Annotated in this window: 18 protein-coding genes; 10 read left to right on the top strand and 8 right to left on the bottom strand. The window is 47.9% G+C overall.

Going from position 1 to position 18,312, the window contains the following annotated elements; translation table 11 throughout:
• Positions 1-98 precede the first annotated feature (98 nt).
• Positions 99-1,442: a tetratricopeptide repeat protein gene (locus ACTJJJ_RS24035; RefSeq protein WP_308420626.1), complete on the bottom strand. Its 1,344-nt coding sequence runs from the start codon at positions 1,440-1,442 to the stop codon at positions 99-101.
• A gap of 140 nt (positions 1,443-1,582) precedes the next feature.
• Here ACTJJJ_RS24035 and ACTJJJ_RS24040 point away from each other — a divergent pair, with 140 nt between their 5' ends.
• Positions 1,583-2,116, top strand: a complete 534-nt coding sequence (locus tag ACTJJJ_RS24040; protein WP_188936381.1) for a TlpA family protein disulfide reductase — start codon at positions 1,583-1,585, stop codon at positions 2,114-2,116.
• Between the two features lie 56 nt (positions 2,117-2,172).
• Here ACTJJJ_RS24040 and azu read toward each other — a convergent pair whose 3' ends face one another.
• Together azu and ACTJJJ_RS24050 are read right to left on the bottom strand one after the other, a co-directional pair.
• A complete protein-coding gene (gene azu / locus ACTJJJ_RS24045; RefSeq protein ID WP_188936382.1) occupies positions 2,173-2,670 on the bottom strand; it encodes an azurin in 498 nt (165 codons plus the stop codon).
• Between the two features lie 96 nt (positions 2,671-2,766).
• Positions 2,767-3,369: a hypothetical protein gene (locus ACTJJJ_RS24050; RefSeq protein WP_188936384.1), complete on the bottom strand. Its 603-nt coding sequence runs from the start codon at positions 3,367-3,369 to the stop codon at positions 2,767-2,769.
• 104 nt (positions 3,370-3,473) lie between these two features.
• On the opposite strand from ACTJJJ_RS24050, the gene sucD reads away from it, so the two are divergent.
• From sucD to gldN, 8 genes are all read left to right on the top strand, one after another.
• Positions 3,474-4,352, top strand: coding sequence for a succinate--CoA ligase subunit alpha (sucD, locus tag ACTJJJ_RS24055; RefSeq protein ID WP_090374873.1), 879 nt, complete (start codon positions 3,474-3,476; stop codon positions 4,350-4,352).
• Between the two features lie 56 nt (positions 4,353-4,408).
• Positions 4,409-5,590: a DUF4271 domain-containing protein gene (locus ACTJJJ_RS24060; RefSeq protein WP_188936386.1), complete on the top strand. Its 1,182-nt coding sequence runs from the start codon at positions 4,409-4,411 to the stop codon at positions 5,588-5,590.
• 41 nt (positions 5,591-5,631) lie between these two features.
• On the top strand, positions 5,632-6,414 hold the full coding sequence (locus ACTJJJ_RS24065; protein WP_090374871.1) for a uroporphyrinogen-III synthase: 783 nt from the start codon (positions 5,632-5,634) through the stop codon (positions 6,412-6,414).
• Positions 6,415-6,552: 138 nt separating this feature from the next.
• A complete protein-coding gene (locus tag ACTJJJ_RS24070; RefSeq protein ID WP_188936395.1) occupies positions 6,553-7,530 on the top strand; it encodes a PorP/SprF family type IX secretion system membrane protein in 978 nt (325 codons plus the stop codon).
• A gap of 355 nt (positions 7,531-7,885) precedes the next feature.
• A complete protein-coding gene (locus ACTJJJ_RS24075; RefSeq protein ID WP_090374870.1) occupies positions 7,886-8,959 on the top strand; it encodes an SUMF1/EgtB/PvdO family nonheme iron enzyme in 1,074 nt (357 codons plus the stop codon).
• A 119-nt stretch (positions 8,960-9,078) separates the two neighbouring features.
• Positions 9,079-9,894, top strand: a complete 816-nt coding sequence (gldL, locus tag ACTJJJ_RS24080) for a gliding motility protein GldL (protein WP_188936397.1) — start codon at positions 9,079-9,081, stop codon at positions 9,892-9,894.
• Positions 9,895-9,989: 95 nt separating this feature from the next.
• On the top strand, positions 9,990-11,582 hold the full coding sequence (gene gldM / locus ACTJJJ_RS24085) for a gliding motility protein GldM (RefSeq protein WP_188936399.1): 1,593 nt from the start codon (positions 9,990-9,992) through the stop codon (positions 11,580-11,582).
• Between the two features lie 38 nt (positions 11,583-11,620).
• A complete protein-coding gene (gene gldN / locus ACTJJJ_RS24090) occupies positions 11,621-12,688 on the top strand; it encodes a gliding motility protein GldN (RefSeq protein WP_440703245.1) in 1,068 nt (355 codons plus the stop codon).
• Between the two features lie 209 nt (positions 12,689-12,897).
• On the opposite strand, the gene ACTJJJ_RS24095 is transcribed toward gldN, so the two are convergent.
• Together ACTJJJ_RS24095 and ACTJJJ_RS24100 are read right to left on the bottom strand one after the other, a co-directional pair.
• Complete coding sequence (locus tag ACTJJJ_RS24095) at positions 12,898-13,515, bottom strand: hypothetical protein (RefSeq protein ID WP_440703246.1); 618 nt, start codon at positions 13,513-13,515, stop codon at positions 12,898-12,900.
• A gap of 114 nt (positions 13,516-13,629) precedes the next feature.
• On the bottom strand, positions 13,630-14,298 hold the full coding sequence (locus tag ACTJJJ_RS24100; protein WP_188936406.1) for a DUF4230 domain-containing protein: 669 nt from the start codon (positions 14,296-14,298) through the stop codon (positions 13,630-13,632).
• Positions 14,299-14,342: 44 nt separating this feature from the next.
• Between ACTJJJ_RS24100 and miaA the strand changes: the two genes are divergently transcribed.
• Positions 14,343-15,263 carry a tRNA (adenosine(37)-N6)-dimethylallyltransferase MiaA gene (miaA, locus tag ACTJJJ_RS24105; RefSeq protein WP_440703247.1) on the top strand — a complete coding sequence of 307 codons (921 nt, stop codon included), beginning with the start codon at positions 14,343-14,345 and terminating at the stop codon, positions 15,261-15,263.
• A gap of 43 nt (positions 15,264-15,306) precedes the next feature.
• Here miaA and ACTJJJ_RS24110 read toward each other — a convergent pair whose 3' ends face one another.
• Genes ACTJJJ_RS24110 through ACTJJJ_RS24120 form a run of 3 tightly spaced genes read right to left on the bottom strand, consistent with a single transcriptional unit; the run spans position 15,307 to position 18,267 of the window.
• Entirely contained in the window at positions 15,307-15,606 is a 300-nt protein-coding gene (locus tag ACTJJJ_RS24110) for a rhodanese-like domain-containing protein (RefSeq protein ID WP_188936410.1), read from the bottom strand.
• A gap of 26 nt (positions 15,607-15,632) precedes the next feature.
• Positions 15,633-17,495: a T9SS type A sorting domain-containing protein gene (locus ACTJJJ_RS24115; RefSeq protein WP_440703248.1), complete on the bottom strand. Its 1,863-nt coding sequence runs from the start codon at positions 17,493-17,495 to the stop codon at positions 15,633-15,635.
• Entirely contained in the window at positions 17,473-18,267 is a 795-nt protein-coding gene (locus tag ACTJJJ_RS24120; protein ID WP_426291802.1) for a PASTA domain-containing protein, read from the bottom strand. The genes ACTJJJ_RS24115 and ACTJJJ_RS24120 overlap by 23 nt, the downstream gene beginning before the upstream one ends.
• Between the last annotated feature and the right edge of the window lie 45 nt (positions 18,268-18,312).

Genomic DNA, 18,312 nt, shown 5'->3' on the forward strand with positions numbered 1-18,312 from the left:
GGAATGCTGATCAAGTCATTCCGTCCTCCCTTTCGTTTTTATTTCAAAACCCTCCCCTTCTTCCCTTTCCTCCTTCCTCCCTTTCCTCCCTACAAAAACTAGTTACAATACGCCCCAATGACCTTATAAGCCTGCTGATAACCCAGCTCGCCTGCTTTACTCAGATCAAGACAGCCGTCGTTGATTTCCCCCAGGCTGTTTTTAACAATTCCTCTTAAATAATAAGCTTCCGGATAGTCGGAACGGAGTTTGATCGAGCTGGTAAAATCCAGCACAGCGCCCATTTGGTCGCCCGATGCCGAGCGGATCATTGCACGAGAGAAATAGGCATTGGAATAGGTAGGGTTGAGTTCAACGGCCGTGGTAAGATCGGCCAGAGCCCCTTTGAGCTCCCCTACTTTCGATTTCGCAAGCGCGCGCACGTAATATGCCTCTGCACGCTCGTTCGTGAGACTTTCGATCTTCAAGTGCGTCTGTACCTGGTCGCGCAGCTCGTCGAGTTTCTCTTTGTTGATCTTACCTGTGAATGCGTTCTTCTTGGGATCACCGGTATAGGCGTTTTTCACCTCAATGGCTTTGGAAAGATCGGCAATCGCACCACGAGGGTCGTTCAGCTTTCCTTTTGCGAATCCGCGGCCATAATAGGCATTGTAATTTTCAGGGTCAAGCTGGATGGTCTTGTCAAAGTCGATGATAGCACCCTGAAAATCATCGATTTTATTTTTAGCAAAACCGCGGTTGCTGTAATACTCGCTGTCATTCGGGCTCAACTCGATGGCACGGGTAAAATCGGCGGCAGCACCCTGATAATCCCCAAGTTCGAGTTTGGCCAGACCTCTGCCCGCATAGGCACCGGTGCGTTTTGGGCTAAGCTCAATTACGCGCGTGAAGTCCGCAAGGCTGCCGGCGTATTCCTGCAAATCCTGTTTGCAATTGCCTCTCGCATACAATGCCGCAAGCTCATCGGGGTTCAGCGCCAGCGCGTGGTCGAGATCGATAAGGGCATTTCTGTGGTTTTTCAATTTGGCGTAACTCACTCCCCGATTGTAGTAAGCCTTAGGCTCCTCGGGATTGAGTTCGATCGATTTGGAATAATCTTCGATGGCCGAACGGAAGTCTTCCTGCAAACTTTTGCTTACGCCCCGGCTTTGATAATAAAGCGCTTCCTTAGGATTCAGCTCGATGGCCTTGTCGTAATCCTGCATCGCACCCCGGTAGTCTTTGAGGTTGGCCTTGGCGAGCCCTCGGTTGAAATAGCTGGGCGCGTGGTCAGGACTCATGGAAATTACCGATGTATAGGCCTGCATTGCCCCATTGAAATCACCCGTCCCGGCTTTGGTATTACCGTCTTCGAAGTACTCGGCTGCTGAACGTTGGGCGAAAACGGGGCAATGGAAGATAAATGCAAAGAGAAATGAAATGCCCGTAAATTGAAGTCTCATGAATGTAAACCTTTTCCTCAAATCAATGTTTTTTAAATAGTGTATAAAAGTATTCAAAATCCGAGTCAGCATCAAAAAAAGAAAAGCCCTATTTTTGGAATGGCTCCGATCCCCATCTATTCACCAGAACCACACCAGTTATGTCGTCGACAACGAAGAAAATATCACTTGTTTTATTGCTCCTGATAGCCGGCGCGGCGGTTTATTTTGCGTTTTTCAAATCGCCCGTGCAGCAACGCAGCGACCTTGCCGAGTCCCCTGCTGCGCAGGAATCTGTTTACCTGCCGCTCACGGACCTTACGGGCAAAGAAGTAGCCATGGACGAGAACAAAATCGCCTTCGTGAACGTGTGGGCAACCTGGTGCGGGCCTTGTAACATGGAAATGCCAGGCATTCAGACGCTTTACAACAAATACAAAGATCACAGCAAAATCGCATTCTACATTATTTCCGACGAAGATGCGGAAACCGTGAACCCGTTCATCGCTCGAAAGGGATACCAATTGCCATTCTATCAATATGCAGGCCCCTACCCTTCGGCCCTCGACGGCAATGCAATTCCGAGGACGTACATTATATATAAAGGCAAAATTCTAGCGCAGGAAATAGGCGCTTCGCAGTGGGACCGACCAGAGGTGATCGAACTGATCGAGAAGCAGTTGGCCGAGATATAAAACAGAAAAGGCGTCACACAAATGCGTGACGCCTTTATATAAAATTTCAGGTTTGCTTATTCAACGATGAAGCTACCTTTCATCAGCGCGTAATGGCCTGGGAAGCTGCAAATGTAGGTGTAAGTTCCTTTTGCAGGAGCTGTGAATTCGATGGTATCGCTTTCGCCACCGCCTACCAGCTTGGTATTCGCCAGAATGCTGGCTTTTTCTGATGCAGGGATATAATCGGTTTCACGTGCAGCAGCAGCTTTCGAGCCGAACGCAGCTACGTCGGTACCTGGTTTCAGCAGAACCCAGTTGTGGCCCATAGCAGCTTTCGCAAGTTTACCTGAGTGAGTCAGCGTAAGTTTCACTTTTTGTCCAGCCTTCACTTTGATCTCTTTCAGGTCGAACTGCATTGCATCACTTCCTTTGATCACGATCGCCTTAGCTTGCTTCACATCGCTTGCTACTTCTTTTGCAGGAGATGTTTTAGCCGAAACAGGGTTCAATGTAACTGCTCCGAAAGCCAAAACTGAGGCAAGAAGCATTACGCCATACTTGGTCCTTTTCATATTCTGAGTATTAGTAAACTTGTGTTGGTTAAGATTAACTGGTGCAATTTACGACACGGGTTCTGAAAAATGCAATCCATTAACAATTGTTTGAACTTAAAAGAGGATCTTATATTGGTCGCGGACAGCCCTTCCGACGCAAATAACCGATAACACCATCATATAGTGGTTGATATCCACCGGATCCATCGGCAGTGGCAGCTTCCCCGACTTGGTCGAAAGCGCCAGCAACATCATGGAAAACAACGTCCATAATGCACTCTTCTGGCGGTTCGCGAGGCCGACGCAGGAGATCAGCAATGCTACCAGAATGCAAAATGCCTTGATGATCAATCCCACATATTCCACCCGGAACCAGGTAATGCAATAAAACAGCAGTGCCCCCAGACCGACGGTTGAATAGAACAGGTATTTACCGCTATCGTAGCGCATGATCAGGCACCATGACGCAGTGACCAGGCACATTGCACCGAGCGTCATTTCCCCAGCCCCGAATATTTCGCGCGCCATCTCCAATCCTTCTACACCGGCATAAAACAATAGGTCAGTCAGGGCGACCAGCGAAATACTCCCGAAGAAAATGCCCCAGAGCCACCTGATCAGAACGGGTTGCTGCCTGAAATACCGGAAGAAGACAAATAAACTGGTGATCGTTAGAACGAGGTTGGAAAATATATGCGGATTCAGAAATATGTTCATAAACAGCCATCCATGTAGTCAAAAAAGCAATTTACAAATTATGCCTACATTTTGCTACTTCGTGCTTTTCGTCCTACTTTTACCGAAAAAACTGATTTACCAACATGAGCGTTTTAGTTAATAAAAACTCCAAGATTATAGTTCAGGGATTTACCGGTTCGGAGGGCTCGTTCCACGCCCAGCAAATGATTGAATACGGTACGAATGTCGTAGGTGGTGTTACGCCTGGCAAAGGTGGGCTTTCTCATTTGGAAAGACCTGTTTTTAACACAGTTGACCTTGCCGTACGCGCTACCGGTGCAGACGTTTCGATCATTTTTGTTCCACCGGCTTTTGCCGCTGACGCGATCATGGAAGCTGCTGATGCTGGTATCGGCGTGATCGTTTGTATCACCGAGGGTATCCCAACCAAGGACATGATGCAGGCGAAAGAATATATCAAAGGGAAAAACACGCGCCTGATCGGCCCTAACTGCCCTGGAATTATCACTGCCGAAGAATGTAAAGTGGGTATCATGCCAGGCTTTATCTTCAAAAAAGGAACGATCGGTCTGGTATCGAAATCGGGTACGCTTACGTACGAAGCGGTAGATCAGTTGTCACGCGCAGGACTGGGCCAGACTACGGCGATCGGTATCGGCGGTGACCCTATCATCGGTACAACCACCAAAGAAGCGGTTGAGCTTTTGATGAACGACGACGAGACGGAAGCGATCGTTATGATCGGTGAAATCGGCGGAAGCATGGAAGCGGACGCTGCCGCATATATCAGATCAACCGGCAATAAAAAGCCCGTTGTAGGTTTCATCGCCGGCCAGACTGCTCCGAAAGGACGCCGTATGGGCCATGCGGGTGCGATCATCGGCGGCGCGGACGATACTGCGGAAGCGAAAATCAGAATTATGAAAGAGTCGGGCATCTTCGTAGCAGAATCACCTGCATTGATCGGCGAAACGATGCTTCTGGCACTTGGAAAGAAATAATCATTGCTAACTGACTTTGATCAAAGGGCTGGGGAAACCCAGCCTTTTTTGTACCGATGAAGTCCATATTTCCGGCTGTTTTTTGGGCTTTTTTCACGGCAGTAACCTTGGCAGGGTCATTGGCGGAGGGCGCGGCAAAGGTTAACCCGCCGAGCCAGTTCTTTCCGGTATACAATTACCAGGACGACTGGCTTGTATACAGTGAGCAGTACAAAAACTACGTCCCGTTTTCACAGGGCGTAAATGAAGGAACCCGCTTCGCAAGCATTTATATCGATCTGGTCAAAAACAGGAGGTATTCCCTGCTTGTCCATTCCGAAAGCGAGAGCTATCTTTTTCTCGAAGGCGCATTGCAAAACCGCATCGCGGCGGGCAAATGGCAAGAACTTAACCTCGATAGTCTGCACCGTCTGTACCGTAAAGACGAACTTCTTCTAACTATTTATGGCAGCCCCGGCATTGCCGACAAGACGGTATTTATCTGCAACAAGAAAAAGCTTACCGACTCCGAAACTATCTCACCGGCGCGATCCGGGTTCATTAATATCAAGCCGGTTACCTTTACGCCTTTCGGAACATTTGCGGGTATCGCATTGATCATTATTCTGATCTTGAATGCATGGATTTTCAATCTGAACCCGCTTTCTTTTATCCGTTTGATAAATCCTATTGAATTTTTCAACAACGACCCGCGCGACCAGCTATCGAAGATCAATAAGCCTTACAGCAACACCGTAATCTTCTTTGTCGCGATCAGTTCGATGATGATGGGCTTTACGGTGATTTATCTGTCTGCAAATAGGCTTAACCTCTTCTCCGTCAGTACAATTTTATCCGAAAAGGCAAACACGCTACAAATCCTGGGAGACTTTTGTATCCTTTCCCTGATCTTCTTCCTGCTTGTATACGCCAAGTACATATTCATGGTTCTGGCGGGCAATATGCTCAATCTGGACAAGCAAGTCGACATTATTTTCCTCAAAATCGTACAGTCGTCGTACCTCTTTTACGCACTGGTGTTTCTCGTCATTTTCGGCTTGTACTCCAACCACATCAACTGGCTGGAAGCAAGTAGGCCGTACGTGCTTCTGCCGTTCCTTTTTTTCTACATCGCCCGGTTTGTGGGATTATATGTTGTAGCCAAGCCGACCGGCTCGTTGATTAATCTCTATTTATTTTCTTACCTTTGTGTCATCGAAATAATCCCGCTCATCGTGAGTATGAAATTTGCTTTATAGTCAGGAAACATGAATTGGGAATAAACTAATGAGGATTATACATGAGTGATACCATCAATTTTGATCAGGACCGGCTTAAAAAAGTAACCAGTCTTTTGGTAAGTCAATCCCGACCAGCAGACGAGAATTCACCTTACTACGAATTAGCCAGAAAGTACAATATCAAGGTTGATTTCCGGCCCTTCATACAGGTCGACGGAGTTTCCTACAAAGACTTTCGCAAGCAAAAAGTCAACATCCTGGACCATACGGCCGTTATTTTCACAAGCCGTAACGCGATTGACCATTTTTTCCGTATTTGTAACGAAGGTCGGGTCGAAGTACCCGCTACGATGAAATATTTCTGTATCTCGGAGCAAACGGCTAATTATCTTCAGAAATACATTGTGATCCGCAAGAGAAAGATCTTTACAGGCACCAAAACCGCTGCCGAGCTGATCGAACTCATGCGCAAGCATAAGAAAGAGAAATTCCTGTACCCATGCTCCGATGTCAGAAAGAACGACATTCCCGAGTTTGCGGATACCGAAGAATTCCATTTCACGGAAGCAACTATGTATCAGACAGGTTCTGCTGATTTGTCGGACCTGGAAGATGTGTACTACGATATCATCGCATTTTTCAGTCCGTCGGGGATCAAATCGCTTTTTGACAACTTCCCGGACTTCAAACAGAACAACACCCGCATTGCCGCTTTTGGCCCCACGACTGCAAAAGCAGTAGAAGACGCCGGGCTCTTCCTGGACATTCAGGCTCCACTGCCGAATGCACCTTCGATGACAGGCGCACTCGACCTGTATATCCGCAAAGCGAACAACGTATAAACAGCATTACAAAGCCGCGAAAAGCCCCGGAAAAAATCCGGGGCTTTTTCATGTTTATATCAATTTTTTTAAGCAATATGCGTTATCAATCTAAATCCGAAAGCATATCAGCGTGATCCTTAAATCTATTCCTGCGGCATGATTTTGACTTTTACTACCCGAAGTACCAGATATATCCGGCCCTTTGCATTATTGCTTTTCTTACCGCTCTGCGCCATTGCCCAGAAAGACGCGCAATTCAGTTTGTTTTCGCTGAACCAGCTTTACCTGAACCCGGCAGCGGCAGGCTCCGATGGCCTGACTAAGTTTCAGCTCACGCACAGGACTCAATACGCAGGTTATCAAGGCACTAACATCGACGATGCAGGCGGAGCACTTTCAACGCAGCTTTTTTCATTCAGCATGCCGGTCAAGAATTTCGGCATCGGTTTCTACGCGCTGAACGACAAGAGCGGCCCCAGGACAGATCAGGACTTCAAACTTTCGGCTGCCTATCATATTCCGCTCGGCGGAGGGAAGCTCGGGGTGGGTGTCAGCGCAGGGTTGTTCCGTCAGGCGATCGATTATGGCAAACTAAGGGCCCGCGACCCGGACGATCCTTTGATACAGACTGGTACAATCTCTGAAATCAACCCGGATTTTTCAGTTGGAGCGCGTTATGAAAATGAGACATTCTATGCAGGTCTGTCACTTAACCACTTCCTGAAACCCAAATACCAGCTCGGCTCCGAAACCGGCACGAATCCGCTGCCGCGTACACTTTATTTTAATGCGGGCGTAAACCTCGAACTTGGCTACCTGCTGGATATTCAACCGATTGTGCTCGTCAAATCGGATATCAATACGGTGTCAGTAGAGGGCGGTGCCACACTCACTTATAACAAACGTTACTGGATTGGCGGTACCTACCGGCAACAGGATACCTACTTCATCATCATGGGCGGCATTTATCTGCTGGCAGATCAGTCTTTGCGGCTCTCGGGCGCGTATGACATGGTCGTAGGCGGCAATAAATCCAAGTCGCCTTCTTCCTTCGAGGTAATGCTTTCGTATGCCCTGCCTTCACCGAAATTTGGCAAAAAGGCCCCTATCCGCACGCCCCGGTTTCGCTTTTAGCAAATTCGCTTAAACGCTGTTGGATATAGTAATATTTTATCATCAAATTATTAAAAATCCAAGATTTGGATGTCAAATCGACATTTTTTGCAAACCTCTTGGTAAGTCGTGTGAATCAGTTTGCGAAACTTTGATTTATATTTGTAAAATGTTCGGCTTCCATACCAATTGCATTTTTCTTACGTTAAGTCGATAAACACCTGATTTAGTAATCGATCCGTGAAGATTTCAGTACTGAAATCAAGCAGCACTCAATCTGACAGGCGTTCACATTTTGTTTTATTTCAAGTATACTAGATATCATTCGTTGACGTTTTTAGGCTAGCATTTTATTATCAAAATTTACAAAACCACTATGAATGTGAAAGTGTTCTATCGGGATGGAGTCAAAAGCCTGCTTCTGGTAGCCGCATTGATGCTCTTGCAAAGCTGCGGTTTTCTTAAGAGCAAGTTTGGCAAGGGAGGAAAAGAAGAAAGCGGTATTCAAAACGGTGAAATCACTGCTACTGCCCGTAAAGGATTCAAGCAGACCACGCCCGCCGGGATGGTCGTGATCCCCTCAGGTTCTTTTGTAATGGGCCAGGCAGACGAAGACATCGCTTCCTCCATGAACAACATGAACCGTCGGGTGACTATCAGTTCATTTTTTATGGATGACACTGAGATCACCAACAACGAATATCGTCAGTTCGTGAACGCGCTGCTGGTTGACTCCGTATCTGTACTGGGCGAAGAAGAAATCATGGCCAAGTACTATCCTGATACAACCGTTTGGAAAAAAGACTTTGCTTACTCCAACGGAGATCCATTCGTAGAATATTATTACCAGCACCCAGGCTTCGACACCTATCCGGTGGTAGGAGTTAGCTGGATCGCCGCCACATACTTTTCCGCATGGCGCACCAACCTGCTCCATGACTTCCAGAACAAAGAAGGACAGTTCAACTCAACAGGCTTCCGCCTCCCGACCGAAGCTGAATGGGAGTGGGCTGCCAGAGGCGGACGAGCGGTTGCCAAATACCCCTGGGGTAACCCTTACACCATGAATGCGAAAGGTTGCTTCCTGGCAAACTTCAAACCGCAACGTGGTAACTACGACGCGGACGGTTATCCGTACACCGGCCCGGCCAATGCCTACAATCCGAACGATTTCGGGCTTTACAATATGGCAGGAAACGTGGCTGAATGGACGTCAGATGCTTACACCGACAATGCTACCGCGATTGTATGGGATATGAACCCGAAATACAGCGATCCTAACGAACCCCGCAAAGTGGTGAAAGGCGGTTCATGGAAAGACATTGCTTATTACCTGCAAACCGGTACACGTACCTACGAGTTTGAAACAGAAACCCGTGCATTCATCGGCTTCCGTTGCGTAATGGATAATGTAAACGACCGCGGAGGAGCTCGTGCCCGTCGTCGCTAGTCAAGACTTTCACATTCAGAGAAGCAGCGTTTTTACACTGCTTCTTTTTTACGATCTGACCGAATCAATCCAACACTTTACTTACTATAATTTTTTCACTGTAACCGATTTCAATTCACATGGCTAAGAGTAGCGGACCTAATTTTTTTTGGGATAAACTTGTACCAACAATATACAGTGCGGGTGCTGCCGTCGTAATTTTAGGAGCTTTGGCAAAAATTCAACACTGGGATTTTGGTGGCCCTCTTTTGACAGCAGGGTTGGGAACCGAGGTTCTGATATTTTTGCTTTACGCATTGCAAACTTTGACCCAGTCGACAGATAGAGATCCGGATTGGACCAGAGTTTACCCTGAACTTGCCGATGATTACAGCGGACCGGCCATCTCAAGAAGCTCAGCCCCTAGCAGCAATATCACTGCCAAACTGGATAACATGCTCGACAATGCTAAAATCTCTCCTGAGATTTTCGATAGTCTTGGCAAAGGTTTCAGAAATCTGTCTGAAACAGTAGGCAAAATCACCGACCTTACCGACGCGACCGTTGCTACAAACGACTACGCAAGAAATGTTAAGAGCGCTTCAACGGCGATCAATGACATGAATAAGTCTTACGGAATTGCCATCAACGCAATGTCTTCGATGGCTGATGCGACGAAAGATGCGCAATCCTACCGTGACCAGTTCCAGCAAATCACCAAAAACATGGGTGCATTGAACGCTGTGTACGAACTAGAATTGCAAGACACGACCAAACACCTGAAGGCTATGAACGCTTTCTACGGTAACCTGACGGCAGCTATGGAAAACATGGCTGATGCCACGAAGGAATCACAAGTATTTAAGAGCGAAATGGCGAGATTGACCAACAACATCTCATCATTGAACGGCATTTACGGAAACATGCTGACCGCGATGCGTGGTGGCAATGCGTAACAGCGCTCGGACGATGACTCTGTGATCCCGTTTAGGGTACAGAGTCATTGTTGTTAGTTAAATAATTCGATCACTGAAACTGATTACACAACAATATGGCAGGTGGAAAAGAAACACCCCGTCAAAAGATGATTGGAATGATGTATCTGGTACTTACGGCGATGCTCGCATTGCAGGTAAGTTCGGCTATCATCGAAAAATTCATCCTACTGAACAATTCCCTGGAATTATCCTCCGGAGCAGCTAACAAAATCAATCAGGAAACGGTACTTAAAATCAAGGCCGCGGTTGAAAAATCGGGTAACCGTTCAGCTGACGTCGCAGTGATCAAGCAAGCTGATGAAGTCCGTAAGCTTTCATCGGATATGACCAACCAACTGAATGCCCTGAAACAGGAGATCATTACAAGGGCTGGTGGAGGCTTTAACGAAGAAGGCGGCATCAAAAACCCGCAAGAAGAAGCCAAAGTGGCGGAACTGATGATTGGTGTAAGAAAAAATGGTAAAGCCTACCAATTGAAGCAAACACTGAACTCTTACTCGACATCGCTTAACAACTATTCTCCCAACAAATTCCCGGGACTCGCGTTGGACGGTCGCGAAGACCCTGTTGCAAAAGGGAATAAAGATCAGCGTAACAAAGACTTTGCAGAGCTGAATTTCGAATCTACACCTGTTGCAGCTGCATTGGCGGTACTGAGCCAGAAACAAACCGACATCCGTCGAATGGAAGGTGAAGTATTGAATTACCTTGCAAGTAAAGTAGGTGCTGCGGATATCAAATTCGACCGCGTATTGGCCATGGTAAGTGCCGATGCTAAGACCGTGGTAGCAGGTACTAAATTCAAAGGACAAATGTTCATAGCGGCGTCAGCTTCGGGTATTACCCCTCGCATGAGCCTGAACGGATCGCCTGTTAAAGTTGAGAACGGTGTAGGTATCATCGAATTCACTGCACAAGGCGGTGGCTATAATGCGGAAGGCCTTGCCAAGAGAGAGCTTCGCGGACAGATCACCATCCCTACCCCATCCGGCAAAGACACCACTTATACCATGACCCAGGAATACTTTGTGGTGAAGCCTTCCTACCAGATCGAAACAGGAACATTGCCTCCATTGTATTTGGGATGCGCCAACAAACTGAGCATCCAGAGCCCCGCGCTCGGTCCGCTTTGGGCGCCTAGCTTTTCGACTGACGGTGGTGAGATCATTCAAAGTGGCCAAAAAGGAAAATTCACGATCGTACCTAGCAAAGCAAGCTTGAATATCACGGTAAGCAATGCAGGTAGTGTATTGGGTTCTGAACCTTTCCGCGTAAACCGTGTACCAAAACCCTCTCTGGAAGTACGTGTAAATGGTGCTGTATTTGACGAACGTCGTGGAGCCCCTGCTTCTGGTGCAAGAAGCATCCAGATAGTTGCAGTTCCCGATGAAAGTTTCAAGAACTTCTCTCCTGAGGACGCGAAGTTCCGTGTATCACAGGTTGAGATTTCCCTGGCCCGGGGGGCAAGAAGAATTAACGGTGTGACGCTAAACGGCGGAGGTGGTTCTATTTCCTCCCTCGCTTCGCAAGCGCAGCCTGGCGACCGCTATGTAATTTCAATTCTGAAAGTGGAACGTCAGAACTTTAAGGGCGCTGTAAGCGAGGTAGAAATGGGTAACCAAACTCGCAGTGTGACGCTATACTAATCCAGCACTTTTAGTCGTTGATTGGACAATACAACTTTATGTATGATATGAGAAGAATGAACGGAAAAACGATTGCATGGTCTTTGCTGTCGCTGTCTCTTGCAAGTACTGCCGCATTTGCGCAGGAGAAAGAGGATTCGACTGCGAATCAGTTCTCGTCACGCCCGATCGCTGACGGTGACGTGATGATGAAAAGAACGCTCTGGAGACGGGTCGATTTGAAAGAAAAGCAGAACATTTCCATGTTCTCTAAAAACAATGAGATCACACGTTACTTGTTGGATGCGGCGAAAGCAGGTTTGATCGATGCTTATACAAATGATTCCTGCGCGACCAAAATCGGTGGTGACGATCTTCACAAACGCATCCTGATACCTAACCAGACGGCGGGTCTTTCCGAAGAGGAAATTGCGGCAGGTTTCGGAGAACCTGCCAAAGCAGATGGTTGGGATTCAAAAAAAGCCAAAACAGATCCTAGCAAACAAGCGGCTACGCCTGACGACGGCTGGGGCAATGCCAAAAAGGATACTAAAAAAGAAGCTGAACCGGTAGACGACGGCTGGGGTCCTCCTAAGAAAAAATCTTCGAAAAAAGGCGCTAAAACCGAGGTTGCTAAAGAAGAACCAAAGGTTGAAGCACCAAAACCTGACAGCACTTCTTTCGAAACGCAGCAGGTGGCTGCATCAGAAGAAGAATATTTCCCTGATCAGTTGAGCATACTCGAAGTAAAAGAAGACTGGGTTTTCGATAAGAAACGTTCACGCCTGTATAACGATATCCAGACAATCACGATCGTCCTTCCTTCTGATCAGACTGCCACAGGACTCGAATTGCCCGTAGCTTCCTTCCGCTGGAAAGATGTTGAAAGACTTTTCAGAAGCGATCCTAAGAAATATATCTGGTATAACACCCACAATACCGCCCAAAACAAGAACCTCGCGGATGCATTCGATCTTCGCTTGTTCTACGGACGGATCACCAAGTTCTCCAATGCCAACGATAAGGCTTTCCTCGACATCTACAACGGCGAAAAAGAGGCTCTTATCAAATCCCTGAACTACGAACAGGAACTGATGGAACTGGAACACGGTCTTTGGGAATACTAAGACAAACTCCTATCAAAAATGCGAAAGAGCTTCCGGTTGGAAGCTCTTTTTGTTTACGGGTACATTACCTCGGGTCGGTGCAGTGCTATAAATGCATTCGAATCGCTCATTGTTGCTCCTCGTATCCGGCAAGAAAAAAGGTCATTAGAGTGGACGTTCCCAATCTAATGACCCTATTCATTCAATTTCTTGCTAACCTGCTGAATTTGCTATTTTCTTTTCAAGCTCAATTTCAATTTGCCCGCTGTTTTTACTTGTGTGTCTGTCAGGCCCAGGGCGGCAATTGTTTTGTTGTAGTCTTTGAGAATTTCAGCGCTCAACCGGCCACCGGTTGCGATTTCACCTGGAATAATTACCACACGAATATCCTGGAAAGTTCTCTTAGGAGCAGTAGCCTGATTCTCGCTCCAATCTGTGGGTAACAGCTCGACAAAGAATGTCTTGTTTTGAACAGCGTGAACAAATGTGAATGAGCTCACCTTCCCACCGCCGAAGCTGATAAGACCCGGCATAGGCCAGTAAACGTCCACTGCTTTCAGGTATACTAACACCACAGAAGAACTCAAAGCGCTATCCAGGTCGGGGGTAAGGTTCTCCATACCTGTAATGAAACCTCCGGTACTGTCTGTATCAACTGGTCCGGTTGAAAGAATTAATGCCGAGCTGCTGGCTCCGTCATCTCCTTTATCACCTTTGGGGCCCGCCGCCCCGGCCGGTCCCTGAGCTCCGGCGGCACCAGCCGGACCAACGGCTCCGTCGTCGCCTTTGCAACTTACCATAGCAATCATCAACACCACAGAGGCAAATAGTAATAATTTTTTGAACATAACTCTTAAAGTTTAGAAAGTGATTAATTAGAAACTACACAGGTCAATACGCTGATAAATCCGGTTCTGATGAGGATAGACGCGTTTAACGCATAAATTATACAAAAAAAACTACTATTCCTTTCGGGTATCCAAAGAATCGATTTGTGCTTCCAGTGTACGGTAATGAGTCATCTCGCGAAGCATCGCCACATTACCATCCGGTAGCTTCATCTCTACCGACCAATTCATGGAGGCAGCCAGCTGGAAGATCATTAATTGTACCTGGTTGCCCGCTATGCGCGGCAAATCGCTTTCCATGGCTTTGTCGTTCATCGTTTGCTTGGCCTCATTCAGAATAGCGGTATAATCGTCGCTCTGGAAACGGTTCAGCCAGCCTTGCTCGATGTCGTAAAACTTGTAGTCGGTGTCGATCGACAGGATTTCAGGAGCGGGGAAGAAATCAATAACGAGTTTACGTTCGCCATCGGGACGATGGAATTTCATTTTACCAAAATCATAGCCTACCAACACTTTGGCTTTGGCGATAATCAGGGCTTTTTTCTTATCATTGATCAGGTTCCAGATATTCTTGTCATTCTGGTAATTGTAGATTTCGGTAAAATAGCCTTCGGCCATTACCACTTTAAATACTTTTTCGATCCGCTCGATCAGGACGGTAGCCTCCTGCGTAGACACATATTTCTTCGACCTCCTGTTCTGCAACCAGGTATTCAACGCAGCGCCGGCCAGGCCCCCGGCAATAAGGGTAATGATCAAAAAAAATAGTGTAGTGGAATCCATATCTCTATTTTTGTACTGATTAAAATTCAAATAAAAACGGCACAATGCCAAATAGCCCACAGAAATATCTGGTGACCGTGGCTGGTCCTACGGCGGTCGGAAAAACTGCATTGTCAATTAAACTTGCCCGGGACCTTGGTACCGAAATCATATCCGCTGATTCCCGCCAGTTCTTCCGTGAACTGAGCATCGGCACCGCCAAGCCAACACCGGATGAACTAGCGCAAGCGACGCATCATTTCATAGATTCCCATTCAATTTCGGAGGTATACAGCGCCGGCGACTTCGAACGCGACGCATTAACGCTGCTTGGGCAGCTTTTTCAGGAGCGTGATATTGTAGTCATGACGGGCGGTTCCGGCTTTTACGTCAAAGCCGTCCTCGATGGCCTCGACGACCTGCCCGCCCCTCTCCCCGGCTTGCGCGAGACGCTTATGCAGAAACTGAACGACAACGGACTTTCGCCGCTCCAAGAAGAAATACGCCTGGTCGACCCGGAATTCGCGGCTTCATCCGAGATAGCAAACCCTCAGCGCGTAGTTCGCGCGCTGGAAGTGTTTCACACCTCCGGTAAGCCCATCAGCCAGTTTAAAACAAATAACGCGCGCGGCAGGCCGTTTCAGCCCATTAATGTCGCCCTGGATCGCGATCGTGCGGAGCTCTATCAACGAATAGATCAGCGAATGGATATGATGCTGCAAGAAGGGTTGGTAGAAGAGGCAAAAAGCGTAATCGCGTACAGAGAGCACCACGCGCTTAAAACAGTAGGATACCGCGAAGTTTACAGCTATCTCGACGGTGAGTATAATGAGAAGGAAATGGTGCGGCTTTTAAAACAAAACTCGCGCCGGTATGCCAAGCGGCAGCTTACCTGGTTCAGGCATCAGGGGAATTTCGAATGGTTTCACCCCGACGAATATGACCGAATACTCCAATATGTACGGTCGCAGGCAGGTTTATTTTAAAAGCATTTGACGGAGCGCAGATTCCGTCAAATGCCGAGGGGTATCAGTCTTCGAGCTCGCGGTAGGCCAGAATACCTCCCAGGACATTGCGCACGTTCGAAAAGCCCTGAGATTCCAGGTAGCGGGCAGCTTTACCACTGCGGGCACCCGAGCGGCAATGAATGATGATCTCTTCATCCTTGATCGCTTCCAACTCATCCAGGTGATCAGGAAGTTCGCCCAGCGGGATCAAAATCGCGCCGAGGTTATCCTCTTCATATTCGTGTTCTTCGCGAACATCGTAAAAGTGCAGGTCTTCGCCCTTTTCAAGACGTTCTTTCAATTCTTCAACGGTAATATCCATATTTCAAAAATTTGTGACGACTCAGTCTATTTAGAGATTAACATTTTTTGTACAAAAGAACGTTTCCCGTCCATTGCCTTAAAGATATAAATACCCTGATTTAAATGTTCAACCGTAGCGGATTGCTGATTGCGTACGGGTTCCAGGGCGTGCACCAGGTTGCCGCCGGTACTGTAAACTTCGATCTTTTTAAGCGATCTATTGTTCCAGCGGACTTCACCTCTGGCCGGGTTCGGGTAAAAAATAGCATTCACGGCATCCACCGGCTCATTGCCTGTAATTATGCCCTGTGCTTTTTTGCCCAGGTAAGGACGGATCATGATCGAACCTTTCAATGAAGTCTCCTTCGCCCATTCGGTCCCGAGATTGTAATACACCGCGCTACTGCCCAAAAACGAATTGCGGTCGAAGCCCACGGTTACGGGCTGGTCGTTGATCTGTAACCAACCCACATAGAAAGTATCGGCCACCGCTACGGGAACCGCGAATGCATAATCGATAAAACCGTCGCGTGCAGCCGGGTACCGCACCGCGACAGAGCGCTGGGCGATAACCTGGTCGGGCTTGCCGCCTTTGCTGTTATAAATCTGGATCGTAAAGCCTTGTCCGGAAATGTCTTTGTTGAAAGAAACCATCGACATCCGTACCCCTCCGATGGTGTCGGCCTTGGCCAATACATACCGTACGGCTACGCGGCCGAGCTTCTGGTTCACTTGCACACCATATTCCGCACTGCCATCGTCGTAGGCGAAGTAGTCTGTCAATGCGGCCCTCACCGTAATGGTGTCGTTCGTTTTGAGGTTCGCCCCAGGGATGGTATCCGTCGTAGCCACGAAAAACTTGCTGATCAAATGCAGACTGTCGAGCTGAGCGGCTGCATTAACAGGCGCAATTTTAGCCCTCAAAGGCTGAGATTTCAATGCCTGAACAACAATAGAACGTTGCACAACGCGCGCGAACTCGGTCCCGCGTTGCGCGTCCGTGAGCGTGTAGGTGCTCGTAAGGACATTGAAGTTGTTGAAATGGTTAACGATATCGGTCTTCACGGAGTCGGCAGTGGCTGCTGCCGGGCTCACGCGGTATTGCCGCAAGGGCATTGCCGTGTATTTTTTCAGAATATTGGAAACCGGTTTCCGCATCGCGACATCGAACAGATAGGGCTGCTTGACCGATCTTTTTGTATTTAAATACACATAGTCCAAATGCCAGGTATCATAGGGGCCGGAGCTCCGGCCATAAGACCTGAACCGGAACTGGAATGCGTCGTGCAGGTAACTGGGGTCTTTGATGGCAACAAATTGCTGGTGAAACAGGGTATCTACCTTATATCCCTGCTGCGTCCAGACGGGCACCCATTCCTGTGTTTTACTAAAAAATTCCAGCTGTAAATAGTCGCTGGAATCAGGCAGCTCGCCAAGGCCTTTCGCAGCCCAGTAAAAACTGAGGTAGACGGAATCGGCAGCTGCCTTGCCGTTCAGATTGATCGGTTGAGACGTAAGTGTATCTGTGTAGCCTTGCGTTAGCGGGTTCACCAGGTTGTAGGGGAAACCATTGGCATTCAGTCCATCGAACGTTGCCACATTAACCGACGGATGGGAGTTGGTAAGTGTATTATTAATATAAACTCCGCTTCCCGGCAGCCAGTATCTCGTATTAGGTGAAAGGGTTTTGGTAGTAGAAAAATCATCGAAAAAGGGGAGGTTCAATGAGGCCTGGGTGCGGAGATTTTCTACGCCCGCCTCCTCGCTTCCCTCGCCGTACCTTGCCTGATCGATCGGTACGATGCGTAACTGAGCAAGCGCGACCTGGCTTTGCACCATGGCCAGCACACAAACCCAAATAAAAATCCTGTGTGTGAAGAACTTTTTACTGCTCCGGTTGATTCTCATTATCCGTCGTTTCAGGCGCCTGCGGGGTCACCCACAAGTCGATTACGTCCCCTATTCTTACCTTATTTCCCGCATCGGGGTTCTGCCGTACGATCGAGCCCGGCGCCTGGCCTTCCTCGGCCGGCACTTCCATTACCTGCCCTACCTTCAAACCCGCCCCCACAATCGCTATTTTCGCTTCATCGAGAGGCATCCCGATCACCGACGGCGTTTCAAACTGTGCTGTACCGAGCCCTTCCCCCAATTCCAGGTCGATTTTCGTTCCCTTAGCGATGGGCTGGCCCGGCAGGATCTCCTTCCCATTATATAATTGCCTCAAAACTGCATTCTGCGCCATATCCGGAACATAGGAAATATTCCCTTCTTCCAGGCCCACGCTTTTCAGCAACATCTGCGCACTGCGGTGCGTCATATCCGTGAGCTTCGGCATTTTGATCAAAGGCGCAGTGCGCGAAACCACTGTTACGTAGATTTTCCGGCCTTCCTTCACTTTCGAACCTGGCAATGGATATTGCGAGATAATGGTCAATGCAGGTACATTGGTCACAAAAGTACAATCGACCTCGTAGCGCAGGTCCCGGTCGCCAAGGAAATCTTCAAGGTCCTCCACACTCTTCTTTTTCAGGTCGGGCACAGTAATGGCCTCACCATGATTGGTTGTAAAAGGCAGATATACGAAGAAAAACCCCAGAAAAAGGACCAAAAGCAGCGAGACAATGATTCCGATGTGTATGAAAAGATCAGTTCTGGACTGTGTACTTATTTTGGCCATGAATGTATTTAGATGCGCTTTGGGATTTAAAACGGGTAAAAATAA

The organism is Dyadobacter sp. 22481, from assembly GCF_052044875.1.
Lineage (GTDB): Bacteria > Bacteroidota > Bacteroidia > Cytophagales > Spirosomataceae > Dyadobacter > Dyadobacter endophyticus.

Coding starts and splice junctions, on each gene's coding strand:
- ACTJJJ_RS24070 (WP_188936395.1), top strand. CDS start 6,553: ATGATTTTGACTTTTACTACCCGAAGTACCAGATATATCCGGCCCTTT.
- sucD (WP_090374873.1), top strand. CDS start 3,474: ATGAGCGTTTTAGTTAATAAAAACTCCAAGATTATAGTTCAGGGATTT.
- azu (WP_188936382.1), bottom strand. CDS start 2,670: ATGAAAAGGACCAAGTATGGCGTAATGCTTCTTGCCTCAGTTTTGGCT.
- ACTJJJ_RS24115 (WP_440703248.1), bottom strand. CDS start 17,495: ATGAGAATCAACCGGAGCAGTAAAAAGTTCTTCACACACAGGATTTTT.
- gldM (WP_188936399.1), top strand. CDS start 9,990: ATGGCAGGTGGAAAAGAAACACCCCGTCAAAAGATGATTGGAATGATG.
- gldN (WP_440703245.1), top strand. CDS start 11,621: ATGTATGATATGAGAAGAATGAACGGAAAAACGATTGCATGGTCTTTG.
- ACTJJJ_RS24035 (WP_308420626.1), bottom strand. CDS start 1,442: ATGAGACTTCAATTTACGGGCATTTCATTTCTCTTTGCATTTATCTTC.
- gldL (WP_188936397.1), top strand. CDS start 9,079: ATGGCTAAGAGTAGCGGACCTAATTTTTTTTGGGATAAACTTGTACCA.
- ACTJJJ_RS24100 (WP_188936406.1), bottom strand. CDS start 14,298: ATGGATTCCACTACACTATTTTTTTTGATCATTACCCTTATTGCCGGG.
- ACTJJJ_RS24040 (WP_188936381.1), top strand. CDS start 1,583: ATGTCGTCGACAACGAAGAAAATATCACTTGTTTTATTGCTCCTGATA.
- ACTJJJ_RS24110 (WP_188936410.1), bottom strand. CDS start 15,606: ATGGATATTACCGTTGAAGAATTGAAAGAACGTCTTGAAAAGGGCGAA.
- miaA (WP_440703247.1), top strand. CDS start 14,343: ATGCCAAATAGCCCACAGAAATATCTGGTGACCGTGGCTGGTCCTACG.
- ACTJJJ_RS24065 (WP_090374871.1), top strand. CDS start 5,632: ATGAGTGATACCATCAATTTTGATCAGGACCGGCTTAAAAAAGTAACC.
- ACTJJJ_RS24050 (WP_188936384.1), bottom strand. CDS start 3,369: ATGAACATATTTCTGAATCCGCATATATTTTCCAACCTCGTTCTAACG.
- ACTJJJ_RS24120 (WP_426291802.1), bottom strand. CDS start 18,267: ATGGCCAAAATAAGTACACAGTCCAGAACTGATCTTTTCATACACATC.
- ACTJJJ_RS24075 (WP_090374870.1), top strand. CDS start 7,886: ATGAATGTGAAAGTGTTCTATCGGGATGGAGTCAAAAGCCTGCTTCTG.
- ACTJJJ_RS24095 (WP_440703246.1), bottom strand. CDS start 13,515: ATGTTCAAAAAATTATTACTATTTGCCTCTGTGGTGTTGATGATTGCT.
- ACTJJJ_RS24060 (WP_188936386.1), top strand. CDS start 4,409: ATGAAGTCCATATTTCCGGCTGTTTTTTGGGCTTTTTTCACGGCAGTA.